Here is an 18,920-nt window from a genome sequence, read left to right on the forward strand (position 1 = left end):
CGGTCTCCCGGCGCCCTGTGAACGCGCTGTCACCGCGGCTTGTCACACCGCGGCGCACGATCAGGAACGGTCCTCCCGATCAGCCTTCCGAGCCGCAGCCTCAGCTTCCGCCTCGGCCTGCTTGGCCTGGACCTCGGGATCGAGCGGATCCACCACGTGGGCACCCGTACTGCCGTCGACGGACGTCAGCGGAGCCCGGTCGTCAGAGACCTCGGTAGCGGCGGGCGGCTCGACCAGCCAGTCCGGATTGGCCTGCTTGTCCCACCACTTCCACGCGGCGAAGGCACCACCGGCCAGTACACCGACGACGGCGAGGCCCTTGGCCAGCCGGCCGGCCCTGGCCCGGCGCTCGTGCTTGCGCACCAGCTTGTTGATCTCCTTCACCGTCACCTGTCCACGCAGCGCGGCGAGAGCGGCAGCGGAACGTGCCGCGGCCTCCTCGGCTACCGGCTGCGCGGTGGCCACGGCCTGTTCGACCCGCGGCACCGTGTAATCAGCGGCCTGACGCGTGTATTCGGCAGCCTGACGGGCCGCCTTGCGCGTACTGACCGCGGCCCGATGCGCGGCGACATCGACCTTTGGGGGCACATGGGGCGCCACCCTGGCGTCGTACTGGATACGCGCCTGCTTGGCCTGAATACGGGCCTGCTTGGCGGCCTTTGACATTGTCGGGGCGAGCCGTACGCGCGCCTCGTGCGCGTACTGAGCGGCCTGCTCCTTGGCCGTGTCGGCGTAAGGGGCCACCGCTTCCGCGGCGTGCTGCACGCTCTCCTTCGCCGAACCGGTAGCGGCGCGCACGCTGTCCATGCGGGTCACAGGATCATCCTCCTCGGTGGCGTTCGTTATGTCGCCTGTCCACCCTTTTCGAAATCATGCCTGCTGGGCTCGGCCTCGGCATGCCATACGGGCATCCGTGTCATGCCCGTGTTTCCGGCGCGACCTCGGTCACCTCTTCTGCACACCTGTCCGCCGACGGCGGACTCACACACGTCGGTGCCCCCGGAATCGCCCGCCGGCCGCGCCGCGCGTCGCTTCGGCGACCCCTCGGCGACCCCTCGGCGCCGTTCCCGCGTCCCTTCGGCGCCTCTTCGGCGACCCTTCCTGGCCATGCCCGGCCGACCGCCGCACCTTCCGTGCGAGGATCGTGAGAGTCAGTGACGACTCATGGAAGGCACATCGTGGCCGAGCAGCTTTACGCCACCCTGAAGACCAATCAAGGCGACATCGAGATCCGGCTCCTGCCGAACCACGCGCCCAAGACGGTCAAGAACTTCGTGGAGCTCGCCCAGGGCGAGCGCGAGTGGGTCCACCCCGAGACCGGCAAGAAGACCACGGACCGGCTCTACGACGGCACGGTCTTCCACCGCGTGATCAGCGGATTCATGATCCAGGGCGGCGACCCGCTGGGCAACGGCACCGGCGGCCCCGGCTACGAGTTCGGCGACGAGTTCCACCCCGACCTCGCCTTCGACAAGCCGTACCTGCTGGCCATGGCCAACGCGGGTCCTGGCACCAACGGCTCGCAGTTCTTCATCACCGTCTCGCCGACGACCTGGCTGACCCGCAAGCACACCATCTTCGGCGAGGTCAGCACGGACGAGGGCAAGAAGGTCGTGGACGCCATCATCGCCACCGAGACCAACCCGCGCACCGACCGCCCCGTGCGGGACGTCGTGATCGAGTCGGTCGAGGTCGAGACCCGCTGACCGGCCGGTGCGGGTTCGGTTCCCCGTTCAGGGGAACCATCCCGCCCTGCCCGTCCGTACTGCTTACGTACCGGACGGGACGCAGCACCGAGGACCGAGGGGAGCACGAGGGACCGATGGAGCAGCCGCCCGACGGCCATGGAGGCCAGGACCAGCCCGCCGTCAGCGACGCACCGCCCGGCTGCTACCGGCATCCCGACCGGGAGACCGGCATACGGTGCGTCCGCTGCGACCGGCCCATCTGCCCCGAGTGCATGGTCAGCGCCTCGGTCGGCTTCCAGTGCCCGAACTGCGTGCGGGAAGGCTCGGGTACGGGCCATCCGGCGGCCGCCACCCGGCCGCGCACCCTGGTCGGCGGTTCGATCACCGCCGACCCCCGGCTGGTCACGAAGCTGCTGGTCGCGGTCAACCTCGTGGTGTTCCTGCTGATCAAGGTGGTCGGCACGCGGCTGGGCGACGATCTCGGTCTCGTCGGCTACGCGGCCGACGGGCACGGCCAGCTCATCGGGGTCGCGGACGGTGAGTACTACCGGCTGTTCACGTCGATGTTCACGCACGAGGCGTATCTGCACATCGGCTTCAACATGCTCAGCCTGTGGATGATCGGCGGGCCGCTGGAGGCCGCGCTCGGCCGGGCGCGCTATCTCACGCTCTATCTGGTCTCGGGCCTCGCGGGCAGCGCGCTCACGTATCTGCTCGCCAGCCAGTACCAGCTCACGGTCGGCGCCTCCGGCGCGATCTTCGGCCTGTTCGGCGCGACGGTCCTGCTGGTGCGCAAGCTCAACTACGACATGCGGCCGGTCATCGCGCTGCTGGTGATCAACCTGATCATCACCTTCGGCTGGGCCGGGATCGCCTGGCAGGCGCACGTCGGCGGGCTCGTCGCCGGCACGCTCATCGGCATCGCGATGCTGTACGCACCGCGCGCGCACCGGGCACTCATCCAGTACGGCGCGAGCGGGCTGATGCTGCTCGTGACGGTCGCGATCGTCGTCTACAGAACCGCCGCGCTCACCTGATGTGACCGTGAGGGCCGAGCTGAGGCCAAGGTTGTCCACAGAGTGTGCCGGATCTTGTGCAAACTGTGGGGAACATCTGTACCCCTTGTCGCCGATGTGGGTCTGACCAGCGGCGACAAGGGGCGACCGGAACGGCGCGACGGCCGACGCAGTCACACCGGCGTCAACAAACCGTGGAGTTATCCACAGATCGTCTGACCTTTTCCCCTGCTTGTGGACAGTGCTGTGGATAACTCCACGTCACGCCGGTGAGGCGTGCTACTTCCACTGGGTGGAGAAGCCGAACCCGGCCGCGATGAAGCCGAAACCGACCACGATGTTCCAGTTGCCGAAGGGCTTCAGCGGCAGATCGCCCTCGGTCACGTAGAACAACACGATCCACGCGAGCCCCACCAGGAACATCGCGAGCATGAGTGGTGCTACCCAGCTACGGTTGGACAGCTTTATGGCCGTCGGCTGCGTCGCCGACGGCGGCGGCGTGAAGTCGGCCTTCTTGCGGATACGTGACTTCGGCACGAGGAACTCTCCTGTCGATGCGCTGCGTGACCGCGCAGGGAATGGAACGGGGTGCCGGGGGCGGAGAACAGGGGGAACACCGCCTCCCCCGGGCGTCCGTTAGCGTAGTGCTTCCGTGGCGCCTAGGGAGATAAGGGTACGTTGACCAATTCCGCCGACTTCCCCGAAGGCCCGGACAAGGCCCCCGACCCGGCCCCCGGCCGCGCTCCGGACCCCTCGCCCGCCCGGCGCCACCTCCGGCCGGTGCGGCTGCTCACGATCGCCGTCTTCGCGCTGGCCGGGCTGATCTTCGTGACGAGCTTCAACACGGCCAAGGGCACCAACATCCGTACCGACACCTCCCTGCTGAAGCTCTCCGACCTCATCCAGGAGCGCAGCCGCAAGAACGGCGAGCTGGACAGGTCGACCGCCACCGTCCGCACGGACGTCGACACCCTCGCCGGACGGGACGACGGCTCCACCGCTGCCGAGGACGCCAAGCTGCGCGCGCTGGAGAAGGCCGCGGGTACGCGCAAGCTCACCGGCCGGGCCGTCACCGTCACCCTCAACGACGCCCCGCCGGACGCCACGGCCAACCCCGGCTACCCCGACCCGCAGCCCAACGACCTCGTCATCCACCAGCAGGATCTGCAGGCCGTCGTCAACGCCCTCTGGCAGGGCGGCGCCCAGGGCATCCGCGTCATGGACCAGCGGCTGATCTCCACCAGCGCCGTCCGGTGCGTGGGCAACACGCTCATCCTCCAGGGCCGGGTCTACTCACCGCCGTACAAGATCACCGCGATCGGCGACCCCGACAAGCTCCACAAGGCGATCAACGCGTCGCCGCCGATCCAGAACTACCTGCTGTACGTCCAGGCGTACGGCCTCGGCTGGAAGGTCGACGACGACGGCAGGACGACGCTCCCCGGCTACTCGGGCCCCGTCGATCTGCACTACGCGCGGCCCGCGCTGTGACGAACGGCAAACCCCGGCGGCCCGCGAGCTGACCCGTCGCCGCCCACGTGTCCGCGGCGACCTTTAGTCTGGTGCGGTGCCGCCTGGTGCGGTACCGAACGGAAGGGACAGCATGTACGGCTGGTTCTGGCGACATCTGCCGGGCAACGTGTGGGTACGGGCGGTCATCTCGCTCGTCCTCGCGCTCGGCGTCGTGTATCTGCTGTTCCAGTACGTCTTCCCGTGGGCCGAGCCGCTGCTGCCGTTCAACGACGTGACGGTCGACGGCGGAGGATCGGGGGCCGCCGGATGAGCCCCGCCCGCATCCTCGTCGTCGACAACTACGACAGCTTCGTCTTCAACCTCGTCCAGTACCTCTACCAGCTCGGCGCCGAGTGCGAGGTGCTGCGCAACGACGAGGTGACGGTCTCCCACGCCCAGGACGGCTTCGACGGCGTGCTGCTCTCGCCGGGGCCCGGCACCCCCGAAGAGGCCGGTGTCTGCGTCGAGATGGTGCGGCACTGCGCGGAGACCGGCGTGCCCGTCTTCGGCGTCTGCCTCGGGATGCAGTCGATGGCCGTCGCGTACGGCGGGGTCGTCGGCCGGGCCCCCGAACTGCTGCACGGCAAGACATCGCTGGTGACGCACGAGGGCGGGGGCGTCTTCGCCGGGCTGCCCTCGCCGTTCACCGCGACGCGCTACCACTCGCTGGCGGCCGACCCCGCCGAGCTGCCGCCCGAGCTGGACGTCACGGCCTGGACGGCCGACGGCATCGTCATGGGCGTACGCCACCGCGAACTGGCCGTCGAGGGCGTGCAGTTCCACCCCGAGTCGGTGCTCACCGAACACGGCCATCTGATGCTGGCCAACTGGCTGGCGCAGTGCGGCGATCCGGCGGCGGTGGCGCGGTCGGCCGGTCTCGCGCCGGTGGTGGGCAAGGCAGTCGTCGCGTGACCGCCCTCCGCCCCGAACACGAAGCCGGGATCGGCGCCGGCATCTCCCACGGGCCGCAGCAGCCGTACGGGGACGACAACGCGTTCGAGGCGGCCGTCGACGGCCTGGCGGATCCACTGACCGACCCGCTCCCCGGGCAGCGGCCCGCGGCGCACGCCGCGCAGCCGGGCGGCGGTGGCGGGGGCGGCAAGCACGCCCGCAAGCCGGAGGCCGAGCCGATACCCGCGGCGCCCGCCCAGCCGGCGGCCCCTGCTCAGCCGGCGGCCCCTGCGCAACCGGCCACTCCCGCTCAACCGGCAACCCCTGCTCAACCGGCAACTCCGGTGCGGCCGGTGGCTCCCGCACCGGCTACCGAGCCCCTACCGCCGGTACGCGTCCAGCCCGCCGTGCCCGGCCAACCCGCCCCGCCCGTAGGGCCCGTGGCGCCCGTGCTGGACGACGAGACCGTCGGGCTGCGGACGGCCGATCTGCGCCGCGCCGTCGCGGCGCAGCAGGCGGCGGACGCGGCGAGTGCCTCCGCGGACCCTGAGCCGCGCCCTGGAGGCCGCGCGGAGCGCCGGAAGGCGGCGAAGGGTGGCCGGGGCCGCACACGGCCCCCACAGGCGGCGGCAGCCGCCGCCACGGCCGCCGGGGGCGCGGCCGCCGGGGGCGCGCCCGCCCGCCCGCTGTCCCGGGTCGAGGCGCGGCGCGCCGCGAAGGCGCTGAAGGACAGCCCGGGGGTCGTCGCCAGCCGCGCCGTCGGTGAACTGTTCATCACCTTCGGCGTGCTGATGCTGCTCTTCGTCACGTACCAGCTCTGGTGGACGAACGTGGCGGCCGACCAGTACGCGGGCAAAGAGGCGAACAAGATCCAGGACACCTGGAAGAACAACAAGGGCCATCCGGCGGGCGCCTTCGAGCCGGGCCAGGGCTTCGCCATCATGCACATCCCGAAGCTGGACGTCGTCGTGCCGATCGCCGAGGGCACCAGCAAGTCGAAGGTCCTCGACCACGGGATGGTCGGCCACTACTCCGAGGGCAGCCTCAAGACGGCGATGCCGTCCGACAAGACGGGCAACTTCGCGGTGGCGGGCCACCGCAACACCCACGGCGAACCGTTCCGCTACATCAACCGGCTGAAGCCGGGCGACGAAGTGGTCGTCGAGACGCAGGACACGTACTACACGTACGACGTGACAAGCACGCTCCCGCAGACCCCTCCGTCGAACGTCAGCGTGATCCAGCCGGTGCCGCAGGGCTCCGGTTTCACCGGACCCGGGCGGTACATCACGCTCACCACCTGTACCCCGGAATTCACCAGTACCTATCGAATGATCGTGTGGGGCAAGATGGTCGGCGAACAGCCACGCAGCAAGGGCATGCCCGACGCTCTCGTGGACTGACCGCCCGTCGACCGGGCGGACGGACGAATGGGACGGGGACGGTTGCGGTGGCAGCGACGACCGAGAGCGACGAACAGCCCGACGCCGACGCCGACGCTGACGTCGAGAGCGGCACCGAGACCGGCACCGAGACCGGCACCGACCCCGTCCGCGTGACCCGCGGCCCTGCCGCGACGGTGGTCAGCGTCTTCGGTGAACTGCTCATCACAGCGGGCCTGGTGCTCGCCCTCTTCGTCGTCTACTCGCTGTGGTGGACGAATGTCCTCGCCGACCGCGAGGCCACCAAGCAGGGCAACCAGGTGCGGCACGACTGGGAGGCGGGCGGCGGGGGCGGCGACAAGGGGCCGCCGCCGTTCAACACCAAGGACGGCATCGGCTTCCTGCACGTCCCCGCGATGAAGAACGGCGAAGTCCTCGTCAAGAAGGGCACCGACACCAAGACCCTGAACGAGGGCGTCGCCGGCTACTACGACGCGCCGGTCAAGTCGGCGCTCCCCTGGGACAAGAAGGGCAACTTCACGCTGGCGGCGCACCGCGACGGCCACGGCGCGAAGTTCCACAACATCCACCAGGTCGACGTGGGCGATCCGGTCGTCTTCGAGACGAAGGACACCTGGTACGTCTACAAGGTCTACAAGGAGCTGGAGAAGACCTCGAAGTACAACGTGAACGTGCTTCAGCAGGTCCCCAGGGAGTCCGGCAAGACCAAGCCGGGCCGCTATCTCACCCTCACGACCTGCACGCCGATCTACACGTCGGACTACCGCTTCGTCGTCTGGGCCGAGCTGGTGCGTACGGAGAAGGTCGACGCGGACCGCACCCCGCCCCCCGAACTGCGCTAGGGCCTGTCGTTTGGATCAGGCCCTGGGCCCTGTCCGGTCCGCCAGGTACGAAGAAGCCCCGCCGCCCATCAGGGCGGCGGGGCTCTCCCGTAACTGCCGGGCGTCAGTCCTCGGTGCGGTACGCGACGCCGTTCGGGCCGCCGAAGAAGCCGCCGCCTCCGCCGCCGTTGTCGTTACCGCCGTTGTCGCCTCCGCCGCCGCCCGGGGCACCCACGGTGTTCAGCGTCACCTTGGAGCCCTTGGGGGCCTGCTGGCCGGGGCCCGGGGTGCTGTTGATCACGATGGCGTTGTCGTCGCCCGGCTGGCCGGCAGCGACCTCGGGGGTCAGTCCGAGACTCCCCAGCAGCGCCTTGACCTCGCCCAGCGGCCTGCCCTGGATCTGCTGGTTGGCCGGCAGCGTGACCATTTCCTGCTTCGGGCCCTTGGAGACGTCCAGGGTGACCTTGCTGCCCTTGTCCGCCTTGGTGTTGCCCTCCGGGTCCTGCTTCACGACCTGGCCCGCGGGCTGGTCGCTGTCCACGTCGTTCCTGGCGACCTCGAAGCCGGTCCCCTGGAGCTGGGCCGTCGCGGCGTCGATCTGCTTGCCGACCACCGGCGCCACGTTGACCTGGGTCTTCTTCGCGATCTTCAGCGTGATCTCGGAGTTCTTCTCGGCCTGCGCGCCGCCCGCCGGGTCCTGCGAGACGACCGTGCCCGGGTCCTGGTCGTCCGACTCGACCTGCTTCGTGTCGACCTTGAAGCCCTTGTCCTCCAGGATCGAGGTGGCGTTCTCCTCGGTCTTCTCCGTGACGTCGGGCACCTCGATCTTGGGGGCGCCCTCGGAGACGACGACGTTGATCGTGTCGCCGGTGTTCATCTTGCCGCTCGCCGGATCCTGGCTGCAGATCGCGCCCTTGGGCTGGTCGCAGCGCTCGGAGCCGGACTGGGCGACCTCCACGTCGGCGTTGGTCGCGAGTGTCTGCGCCTCGCTGAGCGGCTTGCCGACCAGGACGGGCACCGGCACCTGCGCGGTGTCGTCCCCCTTGCCGCTGAAGACGGACTTGCCGATCAGGATCGCGCCGACGAGCACGAGGATGCCCGCGGCCACGAGCAGGATCGTGGAGGTGTTGGACTTCTTCTGGCGGCGCCGGTCGGGCCGGTCGTCGTAGCCCTGGTACCCGCCGTCGTCCGGGTTGGCCGGCGGCAGCATCGACGTCTGGCCCGCCGGGTCTGTGGGGCGCAGCGCCGTCGTCGGCTGGTCCTGGCCGCCGTAGCCGTAGCCGACGGAGCCCATGGCGGCGGTGGCGGCGACGGGCTGGCCGTCGAGGCACGCCTCGATGTCGGCGCGCATCTCGTCGGCCGACTGGTAGCGGTAGTTCGGGTCCTTGACGAGGGCCTTCAGCACGATCGCGTCCATCTCGGGCGTGATCTCGGGGTCGTAGACGCTCGGCGGCTGCGGCTCTTCCCGTACGTGCTGGTAGGCGACGGCGACCGGGGAGTCGCCGACGAACGGCGGCCTGACCGTGAGCAGCTCGTAGAGCAGGCAGCCGGTCGAGTAGAGGTCGGAGCGCGCGTCGACCTGCTCGCCCTTGGCCTGCTCGGGGGAGAGGTACTGGGCGGTGCCGATGACGGCCGCCGTCTGCGTCATGGTCATGCCGGAGTCGCCCATGGCGCGCGCGATGCCGAAGTCCATGACCTTGACCTGGCCGGTGCGCGTCAGCATGACGTTGGCCGGCTTGATGTCGCGGTGGACGATCTGGGCGCGGTGCGAGTACTCCAGCGCCTGGAGGATGCCGACGGTCATCTCAAGGGTGCGCTCGGGCAGCAGCTTGCGGCCGGAGTGGAGCAGTTCCCTGAGGGTCGACCCGTCGACGTACTCCATGACGATGTACGGGATGGAGACCCCGTCGACGTAGTCCTCACCGGTGTCGTAGACCGCGACGATCGCCGGGTGGTTGAGCGAGGCGGCCGACTGGGCCTCACGGCGGAACCGGGCCTGGAAGGACGGGTCGCGGGCCAGGTCGGCCCGGAGCGTCTTCACGGCGACGGTGCGGCCGAGCCGGGTGTCATGGGCGATGTAGACCTCCGCCATGCCACCACGGCCGAGCACCGAGCCCAGCTCGTACCGGCCGCCGAGGCGACGCGGCTCTTCCATAACGTTCCGGCCCTCTCCGTCAGTCCCGACCGCACCGGTGTGTGGTCCGGCGGTGTGCTGTTCGCGCATACGCTACCGGGCACGGCGTGTCCGTTCCGCCGGTGGCGGTGACCCGATATACGACCGGTATCGCAATGTGCAGATATGGGCGTGAGCAGTGACCCGTGTCACTTCTCGCTGTCGATGACCGCCTTCATGACGTCCGTCGCGATGGGGGCCGCGAGGCCGCCACCGGAGATGTCGTCCCTGCTGGCGTCGCTGTCCTCGACGACGACCGCCACGGCCACCGGCGATCCCGAGCCGGTCTTCGCGTACGAGATGAACCAGGCGTACGGGTTCTGGTCGTTGTTCTCGCCGTGCTGAGCGGTACCGGTCTTGCCACCCACTGTGACGCCCGGGATCTGGGCGTTGGTTCCCGTGCCCTGCTTGACGACGGTCTCCATGATCGACTGGAGCTTCTGCGCGTTCTCCTGGCTGAGCGGGCGGCTCAGCTCCTCGGGCTCGGTCTTGCTGATGAGGTCGACGTTGGGCGCGCGCAGCTCGTCGACCATGTACGGCTTCATCAGCTTGCCGTCGTTGGCGACGGCCGATGCGACCATCGCCATCTGGAGGGGGGTGGCCCGGGTGTCGAACTGGCCGATGGAGGACAGCGCCGTCTGGGACGCGTTCGGGTCCTCGGGGAAGATCGAAGCGTCGGCGCGTACCGGCGTGAACTGCTCGGCGTTGAAGCCGAACTTCTTCGCCGTTTCCAGCATCTTGTCCTTGCCGAGCTGCTCACCGAGGTGGCCGAAGACGCTGTTGCAGGAGACCTCGAGCGCCTTGCGCAGGGTGGCGTTCTTGCAGGGCAGATTGCCCTCGTTCTTCAGCTCGGTGGTGGTGCCCGGCATGATGTACGGCAGCGGCGAGTCGGTCGGCTTGTCCACGTCGGTGACCACGCCGTGCTCCAGTCCCGCCGCTGCCGTGACGACCTTGAAGGTCGAGCCAGGCGGGTAGGTCTGGCGCAGCGCCCTGTTCAGCATCGGGTCGTCGGGGTTGTTCTTCTTGTCGAGCGCGACCCAGGCCTTCTCGTCGTTGCTGCCCGCGATGGTGGACGGGTCGTAGCTGGGCGTGGAGGCGAGGGCGAGGATCTTGCCGGTCGTCGGGTCGAGGGCGGCGACGGCGCCCTTCTTCTTGCCGAGCCCCTCGAAGGCCGCCTTCTGGGCGTCCGGGTTGAGGGTGGTGATGACGTTGCCGCCCTTCTTCTCCTCGCCCGTGAACATGGACATGGTGCGGTCGAAGAAGAGCCGGTCGTCGTTGCCGCTGAGGATGCCGTCGTCGATCTGTTCGAGCTGGTTGGCGCCGTAGACCTGGGAGGCGAAGCCGGTGACGGGCGCCCACATGGCGCCGTCCTTGTAGGTCCGCTTGTACTTGAAGTCGGTGCCCGTCGTCGCCACGGAACCGGTGATCGGCTTGCCGTCGACGATGATGTTGCCGCGCGGGTGGCTGTACCGCTCGATGCCGGTACGGCGGTTGAGGGCGTTCGTGTTGAGGCTGTCGGCCTGGACGTACTGCACCCAGTTGTCCCGTACGAGCAGAGCCAGCACGAGCAGGGCGCAGAAGATCGCGATCCGGCGGAGGGGCTTGTTCACGGGCGGACCACCTGGGTCATCTCGGCGTCGGAGGTCGGCGCTGGGGCCGGTGCGGGCCTGCGCGCCGTGTCGCTGATACGGATCAGGATGCCGATCAGGCCCCAGTTGGCGATCACGGACGAACCGCCGGCCGCCATGAACGGCATGGTCATACCGGTCAGCGGGATGAGGCCCATCACACCGCCGGTGACCACGAAGACCTGGATGGCGAAGCCGCCGGAGAGGCCGATGGCGAGCAGCTTGCCGAACGGGTCGCGGGCGGCGAGGGCCGTTCTGACGCCGCGCTCCACGATCAGGCCGTAGAGCAGCAGGATCGCCATCGTCCCCGCCAGGCCCAGCTCTTCGCCGACGGTGGAGAGGATGAAGTCGGCGTTGGCGGCGAAGCCGATGAGGTCGGAGTTGCCCTGGCCGAGCCCGGTGCCGATGGTGCCGCCCGCGCCGAAGGACATCAGCGACTGGGCGATCTGGTCGCTCTGGGCGAGGGTCTTCTCGGCGAAGGGGTGCAGCCAGGCCTGGACGCGCTGCTCGACGTGCGGTTCGAACGAGGCGACGCTGACGGCGCCGACGGCGGACATCAGCAGACCGAAGACGATCCAGCTCGTGCGCTCCGTCGCGACGTACAGCATGACGACGAAGACGCCGAAGAAGAGCAGCGAGGAACCGAGGTCGGTCTCGAAGATCAGGATGAGGATGGACAGGGCCCAGACCACGAGGATCGGGCCGAGGTCGCGTCCGCGGGGCAGGTACAGGCCCATGAAGCGGCGGCTGGCGAGCGCGAGCGCGTCCCGTTTCACCATCAGGTAGCCGGCGAAGAAGATCGAGATGATGATCTTCGCGAACTCCCCTGGCTGGATGCTGCCGACCCCGGGGATGCGGATCCAGATCCGGGCGCCGAACTGGGCGGGGAAGAAGACCGGCAGGATCAGCAGCACCATCGCCACGACCATGGAGATGTACGTGTAGCGCTGCAGGATGCGGTGGTCCTTGAGCAGGATCAGCACGCCGACGAAGAGCGCGACGCCGATCGCCGAGAACAGCATCTGCTTGGGCGCCGAGGGCGAGAACGCCCCGTAGATGCTCTTGGCCCGGTCGATCAGCCGCTGCGACTGGTCGAGGCGCCAGATGAGCACGAGCCCGATGCCGTTGAGGAGCGTCGCCAGCGGGAGCAGCAGCGGGTCGGCGTAGCGCGCGAACTTGCGTACGACGAGGTGCGCGACACCGGCGAGCGCGGCGAGACCGAGCGCGTACCCGAGCACCCCCGCCGGCACCTCGCCGTCGAGCGCGAGCCCGACGTTCAGGTACGCGAAGACGGCGATGGCGACGGCGAAGGCGAGCAGGGCGAGTTCGGTGTTGCGCCTGCTCGGAGCTTCGATCGCACCGATGGTGGTGGTGTTGGTGACAACGCTCATGGTGGTGAAAAGGCCCCCTACGGCCGGCTACTGCTTCGAGCAGTTCGAGACCAGCTTCTGCTCTTCCCCGGTGAGGCTGGGGCCTGGAGAGGGAGCTGCTTTCGGCGTGGTGTCGGTGGTGTGGGTGGCGGTGTTCGCGCCGGTCGTGCCGGGTTTGGCGCTGGGCGTGGTGGTGCCGGGCTTGGCCGTGCCGGGCTTGCCCGCCCCCGCGGCCACGCCGGCTTCCTGGTCGGCCTTGCGCCGCAGCTCGTCCTTCCGGCAGGCGGATGCCTGGGTGGCGAGTTCGGCGATCTTCTCGTGCGCGTTGCCGAGGCTGCCCTCGGCGATGGTGTCCTCGACCTGCTTGCGCTGGTACGGCGGTAGGTACTTGAGTTCGATCTCACCGTGGTCGCTCTGCACCTTCGAGAGCGAGACCCAGGCGAGGTCCTGGCTGATGCCCCGGTACAGCGCGACATGCTCCCCGTTGGAGCCGACGAAGTACTGGGTCTGAGTCCAGCGGTACCCGCCGTACAGACCGCCGCCGACGACGGCGAGGACGAGGACCGTGTACAGCGACCGCTTGAGCCACTTGTGGCCCTGCCGCGGCTTGGTCAGGTCGCCCGCGTACTCGTCGCTGTACGCCCCGAAGCCGTCGCCGGACGCCGCGCCGTAACCGGCGTGCTGGCCGCCGCTGCCGGGCGGGCCGAAGCCGCCGGACGGCTGCGGCGGTACGGCCCTGCCGAGGCCGGCCGCGCGGCCGGCCGGGGTCTGCATCGACGGGTCGTCCTGGCCGCCGTTGAGCTGCTGGTTCTCCGCCACGGCGCCGACGACGACCGGGGTGTCGTTGAGCTGGGCGGCGAGGGTGTCGTTGGAGTCGACGTCGAAGACGTCGGCGACGATGCAGGTGATGTTGTCGGGACCGCCGCCGCGCAGGGCGAGCTGGATGAGGTCCTGGACGGTCTCCTGCGGGCCCTGGTAGTCGGCGAGCGTCTCCTCGATCGTCTGGTGGGAGACGACGGCCGACAGGCCGTCGGAGCAGATCAGATAGCGGTCGCCGGCGCGGACCTCACGGATCGACAGATCCGGCTCGACGTGGTCGCCGCTGCCGAGCGCGCGCATCAGCAGCGAGCGCTGCGGGTGCGTGGTGGCCTCTTCCTCGGTGATCCGGCCCTCGTCGACGAGCCGCTGGACCCAGGTGTGGTCCTGGGTGATCTGGGTGAGGACGCCGTCCCGCAGCAGATAGGCGCGGGAGTCGCCGACATGGACCAGGCCCAGGCGCTGGCCGGTCCACAGGAGGGCGGTGAGCGTGGTGCCCATGCCCTCCAACTGCGGGTCCTCCTCGACCATGAGGCGCAACTGGTCGTTGGCGCGCTGCACAGTCGTACCGAGCGAGGTGAGGATGTCGGAGCCCGGGACGTCGTCGTCGAGCTGGACCAGGGTGGAGATCACCTCCGACGAGGCGACCTCGCCCGCGGCCTGGCCGCCCATGCCGTCGGCGATGGCCAGCAGCCGGGGACCGGCGTAGCCGGAGTCCTCGTTGCCTTCCCGGATCATGCCCTTGTGCGATCCGGCGGCGAAACGCAGCGACAGACTCATGCGCACCTCTCCCGTCGGCTCGCCCGTCGACCCCGACTCCGGGGCCAGCCGGTCTCTCGATCGAGCCACACTGCCCACCCTCCGGTCGGGAGCCAGCCCTGGTCCGCTGTCGGGACCGCTGCGGCTCGCTCGCTCCGCTCGCTCATTGTCGTACTACTTCCGCAGCTCGATGACGGTCTTGCCGATGCGGATCGGAGCACCCAGGGGGATCGGGGTCGGGGTGGTGAGTCGGGTCCGGTCGAGATACGTGCCGTTGGTGGACCCGAGATCCTCGACGATCCACTGGCCGTCACGGTCCGGGTAGATCCTGGCATGCCGGGAGGACGCGTAGTCGTCGTCCAGCACGATCGTTGAATCGTGGGCGCGGCCCAGCGTGATGGTCTGCCCCTGGAGGGCCACCGTGGTTCCGGTGAGGATGCCCTCGGAGACGACCAGCTTGCTCGGCGCTCCCCGGCGCTGCCTGTTTCCCCCCTGCTGCTGGCGCTGTTGCGGCGGAGCCGCGTTCTGGCGGGCCTGTTGCGGTCTGGCGTCGCTGTTGCGGCGTGAGCCGCGCTGCGTGACGCGCGTTCCGAACAGGTCGCTGCGGATGACCTGCACGGCCACGATCACGAACAGCCACAAGACGGCCAGGAAACCTAGCCGCATGACCGTCAGGGTCAGCTCTGACATTGCCCCCGCTTCACCCTTCGGCTTGCCGATAAACGATGGTGGTTTGGCCCACGACGATCCGGGAGCCGTCGCGGAGCGTAGCGCGGGTGGTGTGCTGTCCGTCTACCACGATGCCGTTGGTGGACCCGAGATCCTGGATGGTCGAGGGCGTTCCGGCCCGGATCTCGCAGTGCCGGCGCGATACGCCGGGGTCGTCGATCCGCACGTCGGCGTCGGTGCTGCGGCCGAGCACCAGCGTCGGACGGGAGATCTGGTGGCGGTTGCCGTTGATCTCGATCCACCGCCGGACCTGGTTGTTCGGCAGCGCGCTCGGCGCCTGCGGCGGAGCGTGCCGGCCGGCCGCCGGCGGCTGGTGCCGGGCGCCGGGCGGCGGGGCCGCCGGCATGGGCGGAGCCGCGGGCACGGCGCTGGGCGGATAGCCGTAACCGCCGGGAGCACTGGCCTGCAGGCCTGCCGGGCCGCCGTTGCCGCCGCCGGGTCCCGCCTGCGACGTACTTGAGGCGAGGGTGCGGCTGCGCACCCGGTAGAGCCCGGTGTCGAGGTCGTCGGCCTTCTCCAGATGGACCTTGATCGTGCCCATGAAGGTGTAGCGCTGCTGCTTCGCGTAGTCGCGCACCAGACCGGCCAGTTCGTCGCCGAGCTGGCCGGAGTACGGGCTGAGGCGCTCGTAGTCGGGCGTGCTCAGCTCGACGATGAAGTCGTTCGGTACGACGGTCCGCTCGCGGTTCCAGATCGTTGCGTTGTTGTCGCATTCGCGTTGCAGGGCGCCGGCGATCTCGACCGGCTGGACCTCGGACTTGAACACCTTCGCGAAGGTGCCGTTGACCAGACCTTCGAGGCGTTGCTCGAACTTCTTCAGGACTCCCATGAGGCACCTCCTCGGTAGTTCTCGGCGTCGGTGGCCGGATCGGCGTTGACGCTGCCGCTGTCGTGCTTACTGATCGTATCCACGCGTCGGGAAATCGGCTGGTTCCCCTTGTCTGCCCCGTCGATGAGTGTCACCTCTCACACGGATCGTAGAGGGGGCCTCCTGACAGTGTCCCGCACCCCGGGTGCACTCAGGAGGAGTGGGGGGCGACGGCTCTCCGTTCCCTGTTCCGAGTTCGGACCGCTCAAACAATTGGATGTGAACCCACCCTCCGCTGCGTGCTAATCTTCTCGATGTCGCCAGGAGCGCGCACCGGCAAGACCGCAGGTGAAGCACCGGACGGCACACCCAATGCGCGGGTGGCGGAATAGGCAGACGCGCTGGATTCAGGTTCCAGTGCCCGAAAGGGCGTGGGGGTTCAACTCCCCCCTCGCGCACAGATGGAAGCCCCGTAGGTCATCGACCTACGGGGCTTCTTCGTGCTACCGGGGCTTCTTGGCCCTCCGGGGCCTCGTGCTCCGGGATTCTTCGTGCTGGGGATCAGGCGGCGAGCCGGGAGGCGAGGGCCTTGGCCTTCGACTCGGCGTCCTCGCGGGCCTTGGCGCGGGAGGCCTCGGCGAGCGGGATCAGCTCGGTCATCGCGGGCACGGTGTGGGCCAGCGTCAGCTCGGGGACGATGAACTCCAGGTCGGTGACGCCGAACATGCCGGTCAGGACCTTCTGCAGGTAGTTCTGGACGAACTCGAAGTCCTCGCGCGGGGTGCCGGGGGCGTACGAGCCGCCGCGGCTGGCGACGACGGTGAAGGGGGTGCCGGCGATCGGGCTGTTCTCACCGGCGTTGTGGCCGTTGATGATGACCAGGTCGAGCCATGCCTTCAGGGTGGAGGCGATCGTGAAGTTGTACATCGGGGCGCCGATCAGCACCGCGTCGGCGGCGGCCAGCTCGTCGGCCAGCTCGGCGCGCAGGGCGTGGCCCGCACCGGCCGAAACGGCGGCGACGTCGAGGTGCGGCAGCGGGGAGGCGGCGAGGTCGCGGTAGACGACCTTGCCCTCGGGGTGCTGCTCCAGCCAGCTCTTGACGAACACCGAGGTGATGTCGCGGGAGGCGGAACCCTCGGGGAAGACGGCGGAGTCGATGTGCAGCAGCGTGGCCATGGGGATCTCCATACGTGGGGAACGGCGGGAAACAGGGGGGGAACGTGGGAAAACGCGGGCTGAGCAGTGAGCGGATTTTCCGTTCGTACCTATGAATAACATAGTCGCTTACTTTTTTTCATCCCGGGTCGGGAGGCCAGTACTCTGTGGACATGACGGAGCACAGCGAGGGCGCGTGCAAGAAGGTCGACGTGGGGATCTCCCGCGTCTTCGAGCTGTTCGGCAAGCGTTGGACCGGCCCGATCGTCTCCGTCCTCATGGAGCGCGCCGTCCACTTCGCCGAGCTGCGGCGGGCGATCCCCGGCATCAGCGAACGCATGCTCTCGGACCGGCTGACCGAGCTGGGGGCCGCGGGTCTCGTGCTGCGCGAGGTGGACGAGGGGCCGCCGCTGCGGGTCTCGTACCGGCTGACGGAGGCGGGGGCCGCGATGGAGCCCGCGCTGAAGGAACTCTCGACGTGGGCGCAGTCGTATCTGCGCGAGCCGCCGCAGGCGCCCTGCTAGGCGGCGGGGGCGCGGGGGCTGCGGGACCGGTGGAGTCTGCGGGACCGGCGGGTCGGTGGACCCTGTGGACAACCGTCTCCACCGGGTTGTCCACAGGGGGCGACGGCTTTCCTTGACCGGCGGTACGGTCAGGGGCAGTTGATGTTGGTCCGGCGCAGGCCGGCCGAGTACGGGGGGAGGCGGCGCGCCATGGGCGAGGTCGGATCGGTGGGGGCCGGGCGGATCCCGGCGGTGCCTGGCTTCGCGCCGCCGGTGGCGGCGGGTTCGCCCAAGGCGGCCGGGCACGAGCTGCGCAGCAGGGTGCCCCGCTCCTCGCACGACTCGGTGGTGTTCGCGGCGTCCCGGCCCGACGCCGTGCGTGCCGTCGAGGAGTCCAGCAGGGGCCGGGTGCCGGGGCTCGCGCCGCTGCGGGTCGGCAGGATGGCGGCGTCGCCCTTCGCCTTTCTGCGCGGCGCCGCCGGGCTGATGGCCCATGATCTGGTCGGCACCCCCGTTACCGGGGTCGGCGCGCAGATCTGCGGTGACGCGCATGCGGCCAACTTCGGCCTGTACGGCGATTCGCGCGGCCATCTGGTGATGGACCTCAACGACTTCGACGAGACCGCGGCCGGTCCGTGGGAGTGGGACGTCAAACGCCTCGCCGCGTCGCTGGTGCTGGCCGGGCGGGAGGCGGGCGCGGACGAGGAGAGCTGCCGGGGCGCCGCGTACGACGCGGTGGGGGCCTACCGGCGCACGATGCGGCTGCTGGCCAAACTGCCCGCGCTCGACGCGTGGAACGCGATCGCCGACGAGAAGCTCGTCTCGCACGCGGACGCCCGCGATCTGATGGGCACGCTGGAGCGGGTGTCCGAGAAGGCGCGCAAGAACACCAGCGCCCGGTTCGCCGCCAAGTCGACCGAGGCGGTCCCCGAGGAGGACGGGTCGCCCGGCGGGCGCGGGGCGCGGCGGCGCTTCGTCGACGCGCCGCCCGTGCTGCGCCGGGTGCCCGACGCGGAGGCGGCGGCCGTGGCCGGCTCGCTGGAGGGGTACGTGGGCACCCTCGCCGACGACCGGCTGCCGCTGCTCGCCCGGTACGCGATCCATGACGTGGCGTTCCGCGTCGTCGGCACCGGCAGCGTCGGAACGCGGTCGTACGTGGTCCTGCTGATCGACCACAGGGGGGAGCCGCTGGTGCTCCAGGTGAAGGAGGCGCGCGCCTCGGCGCTGCTGCCGTCGCTGGCGGCCATCGGGTTCCGGTCGCCCGCCGTCGCGCACGAGGGTCGCAGGGTGGTGCTCGGGCAGAAGCGGATGCAGGTCGTCAGCGACAGTCTGCTGGGCTGGACCACGGTCGACGGCAGGCCGTTCCAGGTACGGCAGTTCAGGAACCGCAAGGGGAGCGTGGACCCGGCGGCGCTGGCGGACGGACAGCTCGACGACTACGGCCGGATGACCGGCGCGCTGCTGGCCAGGGCGCATGCGCACAGCGTCGACCCGCGGCTGATCGCCGGCTACGCGGGCAAGAGCGACGAGCTGGACTCGGCGGTGGCCGCCTTCGCCGTCACATACGCCGACCGTACGGAGGCGGATCACGCGGAGCTGCTGGCGGCGGTCAGGAACGGGCGGATAGCGGCCGAGCTGGGGGTGTGAC

Annotated in this window: 19 protein-coding genes and 1 tRNA gene; 10 read left to right on the plus strand and 10 right to left on the minus strand. The window is 69.7% G+C overall.

The window, feature by feature from the left end; all coding sequences use genetic code 11:
* Positions 1-60: 60 nt before the first annotated feature.
* On the minus strand, positions 61-816 hold the full coding sequence (locus tag ACZ63I_RS00615) for a DUF5324 family protein (RefSeq protein ID WP_469333966.1): 756 nt from the start codon (positions 814-816) through the stop codon (positions 61-63).
* A gap of 362 nt (positions 817-1,178) precedes the next feature.
* Between ACZ63I_RS00615 and ACZ63I_RS00620 the strand changes: the two genes are divergently transcribed.
* Positions 1,179-1,706 (plus strand): peptidylprolyl isomerase, encoded by a 528-nt coding sequence (locus ACZ63I_RS00620; protein WP_469333968.1) that lies wholly within the window; start codon positions 1,179-1,181, stop codon positions 1,704-1,706.
* A gap of 116 nt (positions 1,707-1,822) precedes the next feature.
* Positions 1,823-2,725 carry a rhomboid family intramembrane serine protease gene (locus ACZ63I_RS00625; protein ID WP_469333970.1) on the plus strand — a complete coding sequence of 301 codons (903 nt, stop codon included), beginning with the start codon at positions 1,823-1,825 and terminating at the stop codon, positions 2,723-2,725.
* Positions 2,726-2,983: 258 nt separating this feature from the next.
* Here the strand turns inward: ACZ63I_RS00625 and crgA are convergent, their stop codons facing one another.
* Entirely contained in the window at positions 2,984-3,241 is a 258-nt protein-coding gene (crgA, locus tag ACZ63I_RS00630; RefSeq protein ID WP_469333972.1) for a cell division protein CrgA, read from the minus strand.
* 141 nt (positions 3,242-3,382) lie between these two features.
* Between crgA and ACZ63I_RS00635 the strand changes: the two genes are divergently transcribed.
* The 5 genes from ACZ63I_RS00635 (at position 3,383) to ACZ63I_RS00655 (ending at position 7,352) form a co-directional block, all read left to right on the plus strand.
* Positions 3,383-4,195, plus strand: a complete 813-nt coding sequence (locus tag ACZ63I_RS00635) for a DUF881 domain-containing protein (RefSeq protein WP_469333973.1) — start codon at positions 3,383-3,385, stop codon at positions 4,193-4,195.
* Between the two features lie 112 nt (positions 4,196-4,307).
* Positions 4,308-4,487 (plus strand): hypothetical protein, encoded by a 180-nt coding sequence (locus tag ACZ63I_RS00640; protein WP_469333975.1) that lies wholly within the window; start codon positions 4,308-4,310, stop codon positions 4,485-4,487.
* Entirely contained in the window at positions 4,484-5,128 is a 645-nt protein-coding gene (locus ACZ63I_RS00645) for an aminodeoxychorismate/anthranilate synthase component II (protein ID WP_469333976.1), read from the plus strand. The genes ACZ63I_RS00640 and ACZ63I_RS00645 overlap by 4 nt, the downstream gene beginning before the upstream one ends.
* Complete coding sequence (locus ACZ63I_RS00650) at positions 5,125-6,510, plus strand: class E sortase (protein ID WP_469333978.1); 1,386 nt, start codon at positions 5,125-5,127, stop codon at positions 6,508-6,510. Before ACZ63I_RS00645 ends, ACZ63I_RS00650 begins: the two co-directional genes overlap by 4 nt.
* 47 nt (positions 6,511-6,557) lie before the next feature.
* On the plus strand, positions 6,558-7,352 hold the full coding sequence (locus tag ACZ63I_RS00655) for a class E sortase (RefSeq protein WP_469333980.1): 795 nt from the start codon (positions 6,558-6,560) through the stop codon (positions 7,350-7,352).
* 103 nt (positions 7,353-7,455) lie between these two features.
* On the opposite strand, the gene pknB is transcribed toward ACZ63I_RS00655, so the two are convergent.
* The 7 genes from pknB to ACZ63I_RS00690 all read right to left on the minus strand — a co-directional run bounded on the left by pknB (position 7,456) and on the right by ACZ63I_RS00690 (position 15,769).
* On the minus strand, positions 7,456-9,486 hold the full coding sequence (pknB, locus tag ACZ63I_RS00660) for a Stk1 family PASTA domain-containing Ser/Thr kinase (RefSeq protein WP_469333982.1): 2,031 nt from the start codon (positions 9,484-9,486) through the stop codon (positions 7,456-7,458).
* A gap of 167 nt (positions 9,487-9,653) precedes the next feature.
* The gene (locus ACZ63I_RS00665) at positions 9,654-11,114 is read right to left on the minus strand and encodes a peptidoglycan D,D-transpeptidase FtsI family protein (RefSeq protein WP_469333984.1); all 1,461 of its coding nucleotides are present in this window, start codon (positions 11,112-11,114) and stop codon (positions 9,654-9,656) included.
* Positions 11,111-12,523 carry an FtsW/RodA/SpoVE family cell cycle protein gene (locus tag ACZ63I_RS00670; RefSeq protein WP_469333986.1) on the minus strand — a complete coding sequence of 471 codons (1,413 nt, stop codon included), beginning with the start codon at positions 12,521-12,523 and terminating at the stop codon, positions 11,111-11,113. The genes ACZ63I_RS00665 and ACZ63I_RS00670 overlap by 4 nt, the downstream gene beginning before the upstream one ends.
* A gap of 27 nt (positions 12,524-12,550) precedes the next feature.
* On the minus strand, positions 12,551-14,098 hold the full coding sequence (locus ACZ63I_RS00675; protein ID WP_469335492.1) for a Stp1/IreP family PP2C-type Ser/Thr phosphatase: 1,548 nt from the start codon (positions 14,096-14,098) through the stop codon (positions 12,551-12,553).
* A 153-nt stretch (positions 14,099-14,251) separates the two neighbouring features.
* Positions 14,252-14,767 carry an FHA domain-containing protein FhaB/FipA gene (locus tag ACZ63I_RS00680; protein ID WP_041987466.1) on the minus strand — a complete coding sequence of 172 codons (516 nt, stop codon included), beginning with the start codon at positions 14,765-14,767 and terminating at the stop codon, positions 14,252-14,254.
* Positions 14,768-14,777: 10 nt separating this feature from the next.
* On the minus strand, positions 14,778-15,635 hold the full coding sequence (locus tag ACZ63I_RS00685; RefSeq protein WP_469333988.1) for an FhaA domain-containing protein: 858 nt from the start codon (positions 15,633-15,635) through the stop codon (positions 14,778-14,780).
* Positions 15,623-15,769, minus strand: coding sequence for a hypothetical protein (locus ACZ63I_RS00690; RefSeq protein ID WP_469333990.1), 147 nt, complete (start codon positions 15,767-15,769; stop codon positions 15,623-15,625). The genes ACZ63I_RS00685 and ACZ63I_RS00690 overlap by 13 nt, the downstream gene beginning before the upstream one ends.
* A gap of 219 nt (positions 15,770-15,988) precedes the next feature.
* Here ACZ63I_RS00690 and ACZ63I_RS00695 point away from each other — a divergent pair.
* Positions 15,989-16,072: transfer RNA gene (locus ACZ63I_RS00695), tRNA-Leu, on the plus strand.
* 103 nt (positions 16,073-16,175) lie between these two features.
* Here the strand turns inward: ACZ63I_RS00695 and ACZ63I_RS00700 are convergent.
* Positions 16,176-16,790, minus strand: coding sequence for an FMN-dependent NADH-azoreductase (locus ACZ63I_RS00700; protein ID WP_469333992.1), 615 nt, complete (start codon positions 16,788-16,790; stop codon positions 16,176-16,178).
* A gap of 152 nt (positions 16,791-16,942) precedes the next feature.
* Here ACZ63I_RS00700 and ACZ63I_RS00705 point away from each other — a divergent pair, with 152 nt between their 5' ends.
* Both ACZ63I_RS00705 and ACZ63I_RS00710 read left to right on the plus strand, forming a co-directional pair.
* Positions 16,943-17,293: a winged helix-turn-helix transcriptional regulator gene (locus tag ACZ63I_RS00705; protein ID WP_469333994.1), complete on the plus strand. Its 351-nt coding sequence runs from the start codon at positions 16,943-16,945 to the stop codon at positions 17,291-17,293.
* 189 nt (positions 17,294-17,482) lie between these two features.
* The gene (locus tag ACZ63I_RS00710; protein ID WP_469333995.1) at positions 17,483-18,919 is read left to right on the plus strand and encodes a DUF2252 domain-containing protein; all 1,437 of its coding nucleotides are present in this window, start codon (positions 17,483-17,485) and stop codon (positions 18,917-18,919) included.
* Position 18,920 lies beyond the last annotated feature (1 nt).

The sequence above is a fragment of the Streptomyces sp. NPDC087906 genome (assembly GCF_055584925.1).

Bases quoted from the DNA above. Each gene is read 5' to 3' on its own strand.
- ACZ63I_RS00670 (WP_469333986.1), bottom strand. From the start codon at position 12,523: ATGAGCGTTGTCACCAACACCACCACCATCGGTGCGATCGAAGCTCCG.
- ACZ63I_RS00685 (WP_469333988.1), bottom strand. From the start codon at position 15,635: ATGGGAGTCCTGAAGAAGTTCGAGCAACGCCTCGAAGGTCTGGTCAAC.
- ACZ63I_RS00680 (WP_041987466.1), bottom strand. From the start codon at position 14,767: ATGTCAGAGCTGACCCTGACGGTCATGCGGCTAGGTTTCCTGGCCGTC.
- ACZ63I_RS00645 (WP_469333976.1), top strand. From the start codon at position 4,484: ATGAGCCCCGCCCGCATCCTCGTCGTCGACAACTACGACAGCTTCGTC.
- ACZ63I_RS00675 (WP_469335492.1), bottom strand. From the start codon at position 14,098: ATGAGTCTGTCGCTGCGTTTCGCCGCCGGATCGCACAAGGGCATGATC.
- pknB (WP_469333982.1), bottom strand. From the start codon at position 9,486: ATGGAAGAGCCGCGTCGCCTCGGCGGCCGGTACGAGCTGGGCTCGGTG.
- ACZ63I_RS00710 (WP_469333995.1), top strand. From the start codon at position 17,483: ATGGGCGAGGTCGGATCGGTGGGGGCCGGGCGGATCCCGGCGGTGCCT.
- ACZ63I_RS00625 (WP_469333970.1), top strand. From the start codon at position 1,823: ATGGAGCAGCCGCCCGACGGCCATGGAGGCCAGGACCAGCCCGCCGTC.
- ACZ63I_RS00700 (WP_469333992.1), bottom strand. From the start codon at position 16,790: ATGGCCACGCTGCTGCACATCGACTCCGCCGTCTTCCCCGAGGGTTCC.
- ACZ63I_RS00705 (WP_469333994.1), top strand. From the start codon at position 16,943: ATGACGGAGCACAGCGAGGGCGCGTGCAAGAAGGTCGACGTGGGGATC.
- ACZ63I_RS00640 (WP_469333975.1), top strand. From the start codon at position 4,308: ATGTACGGCTGGTTCTGGCGACATCTGCCGGGCAACGTGTGGGTACGG.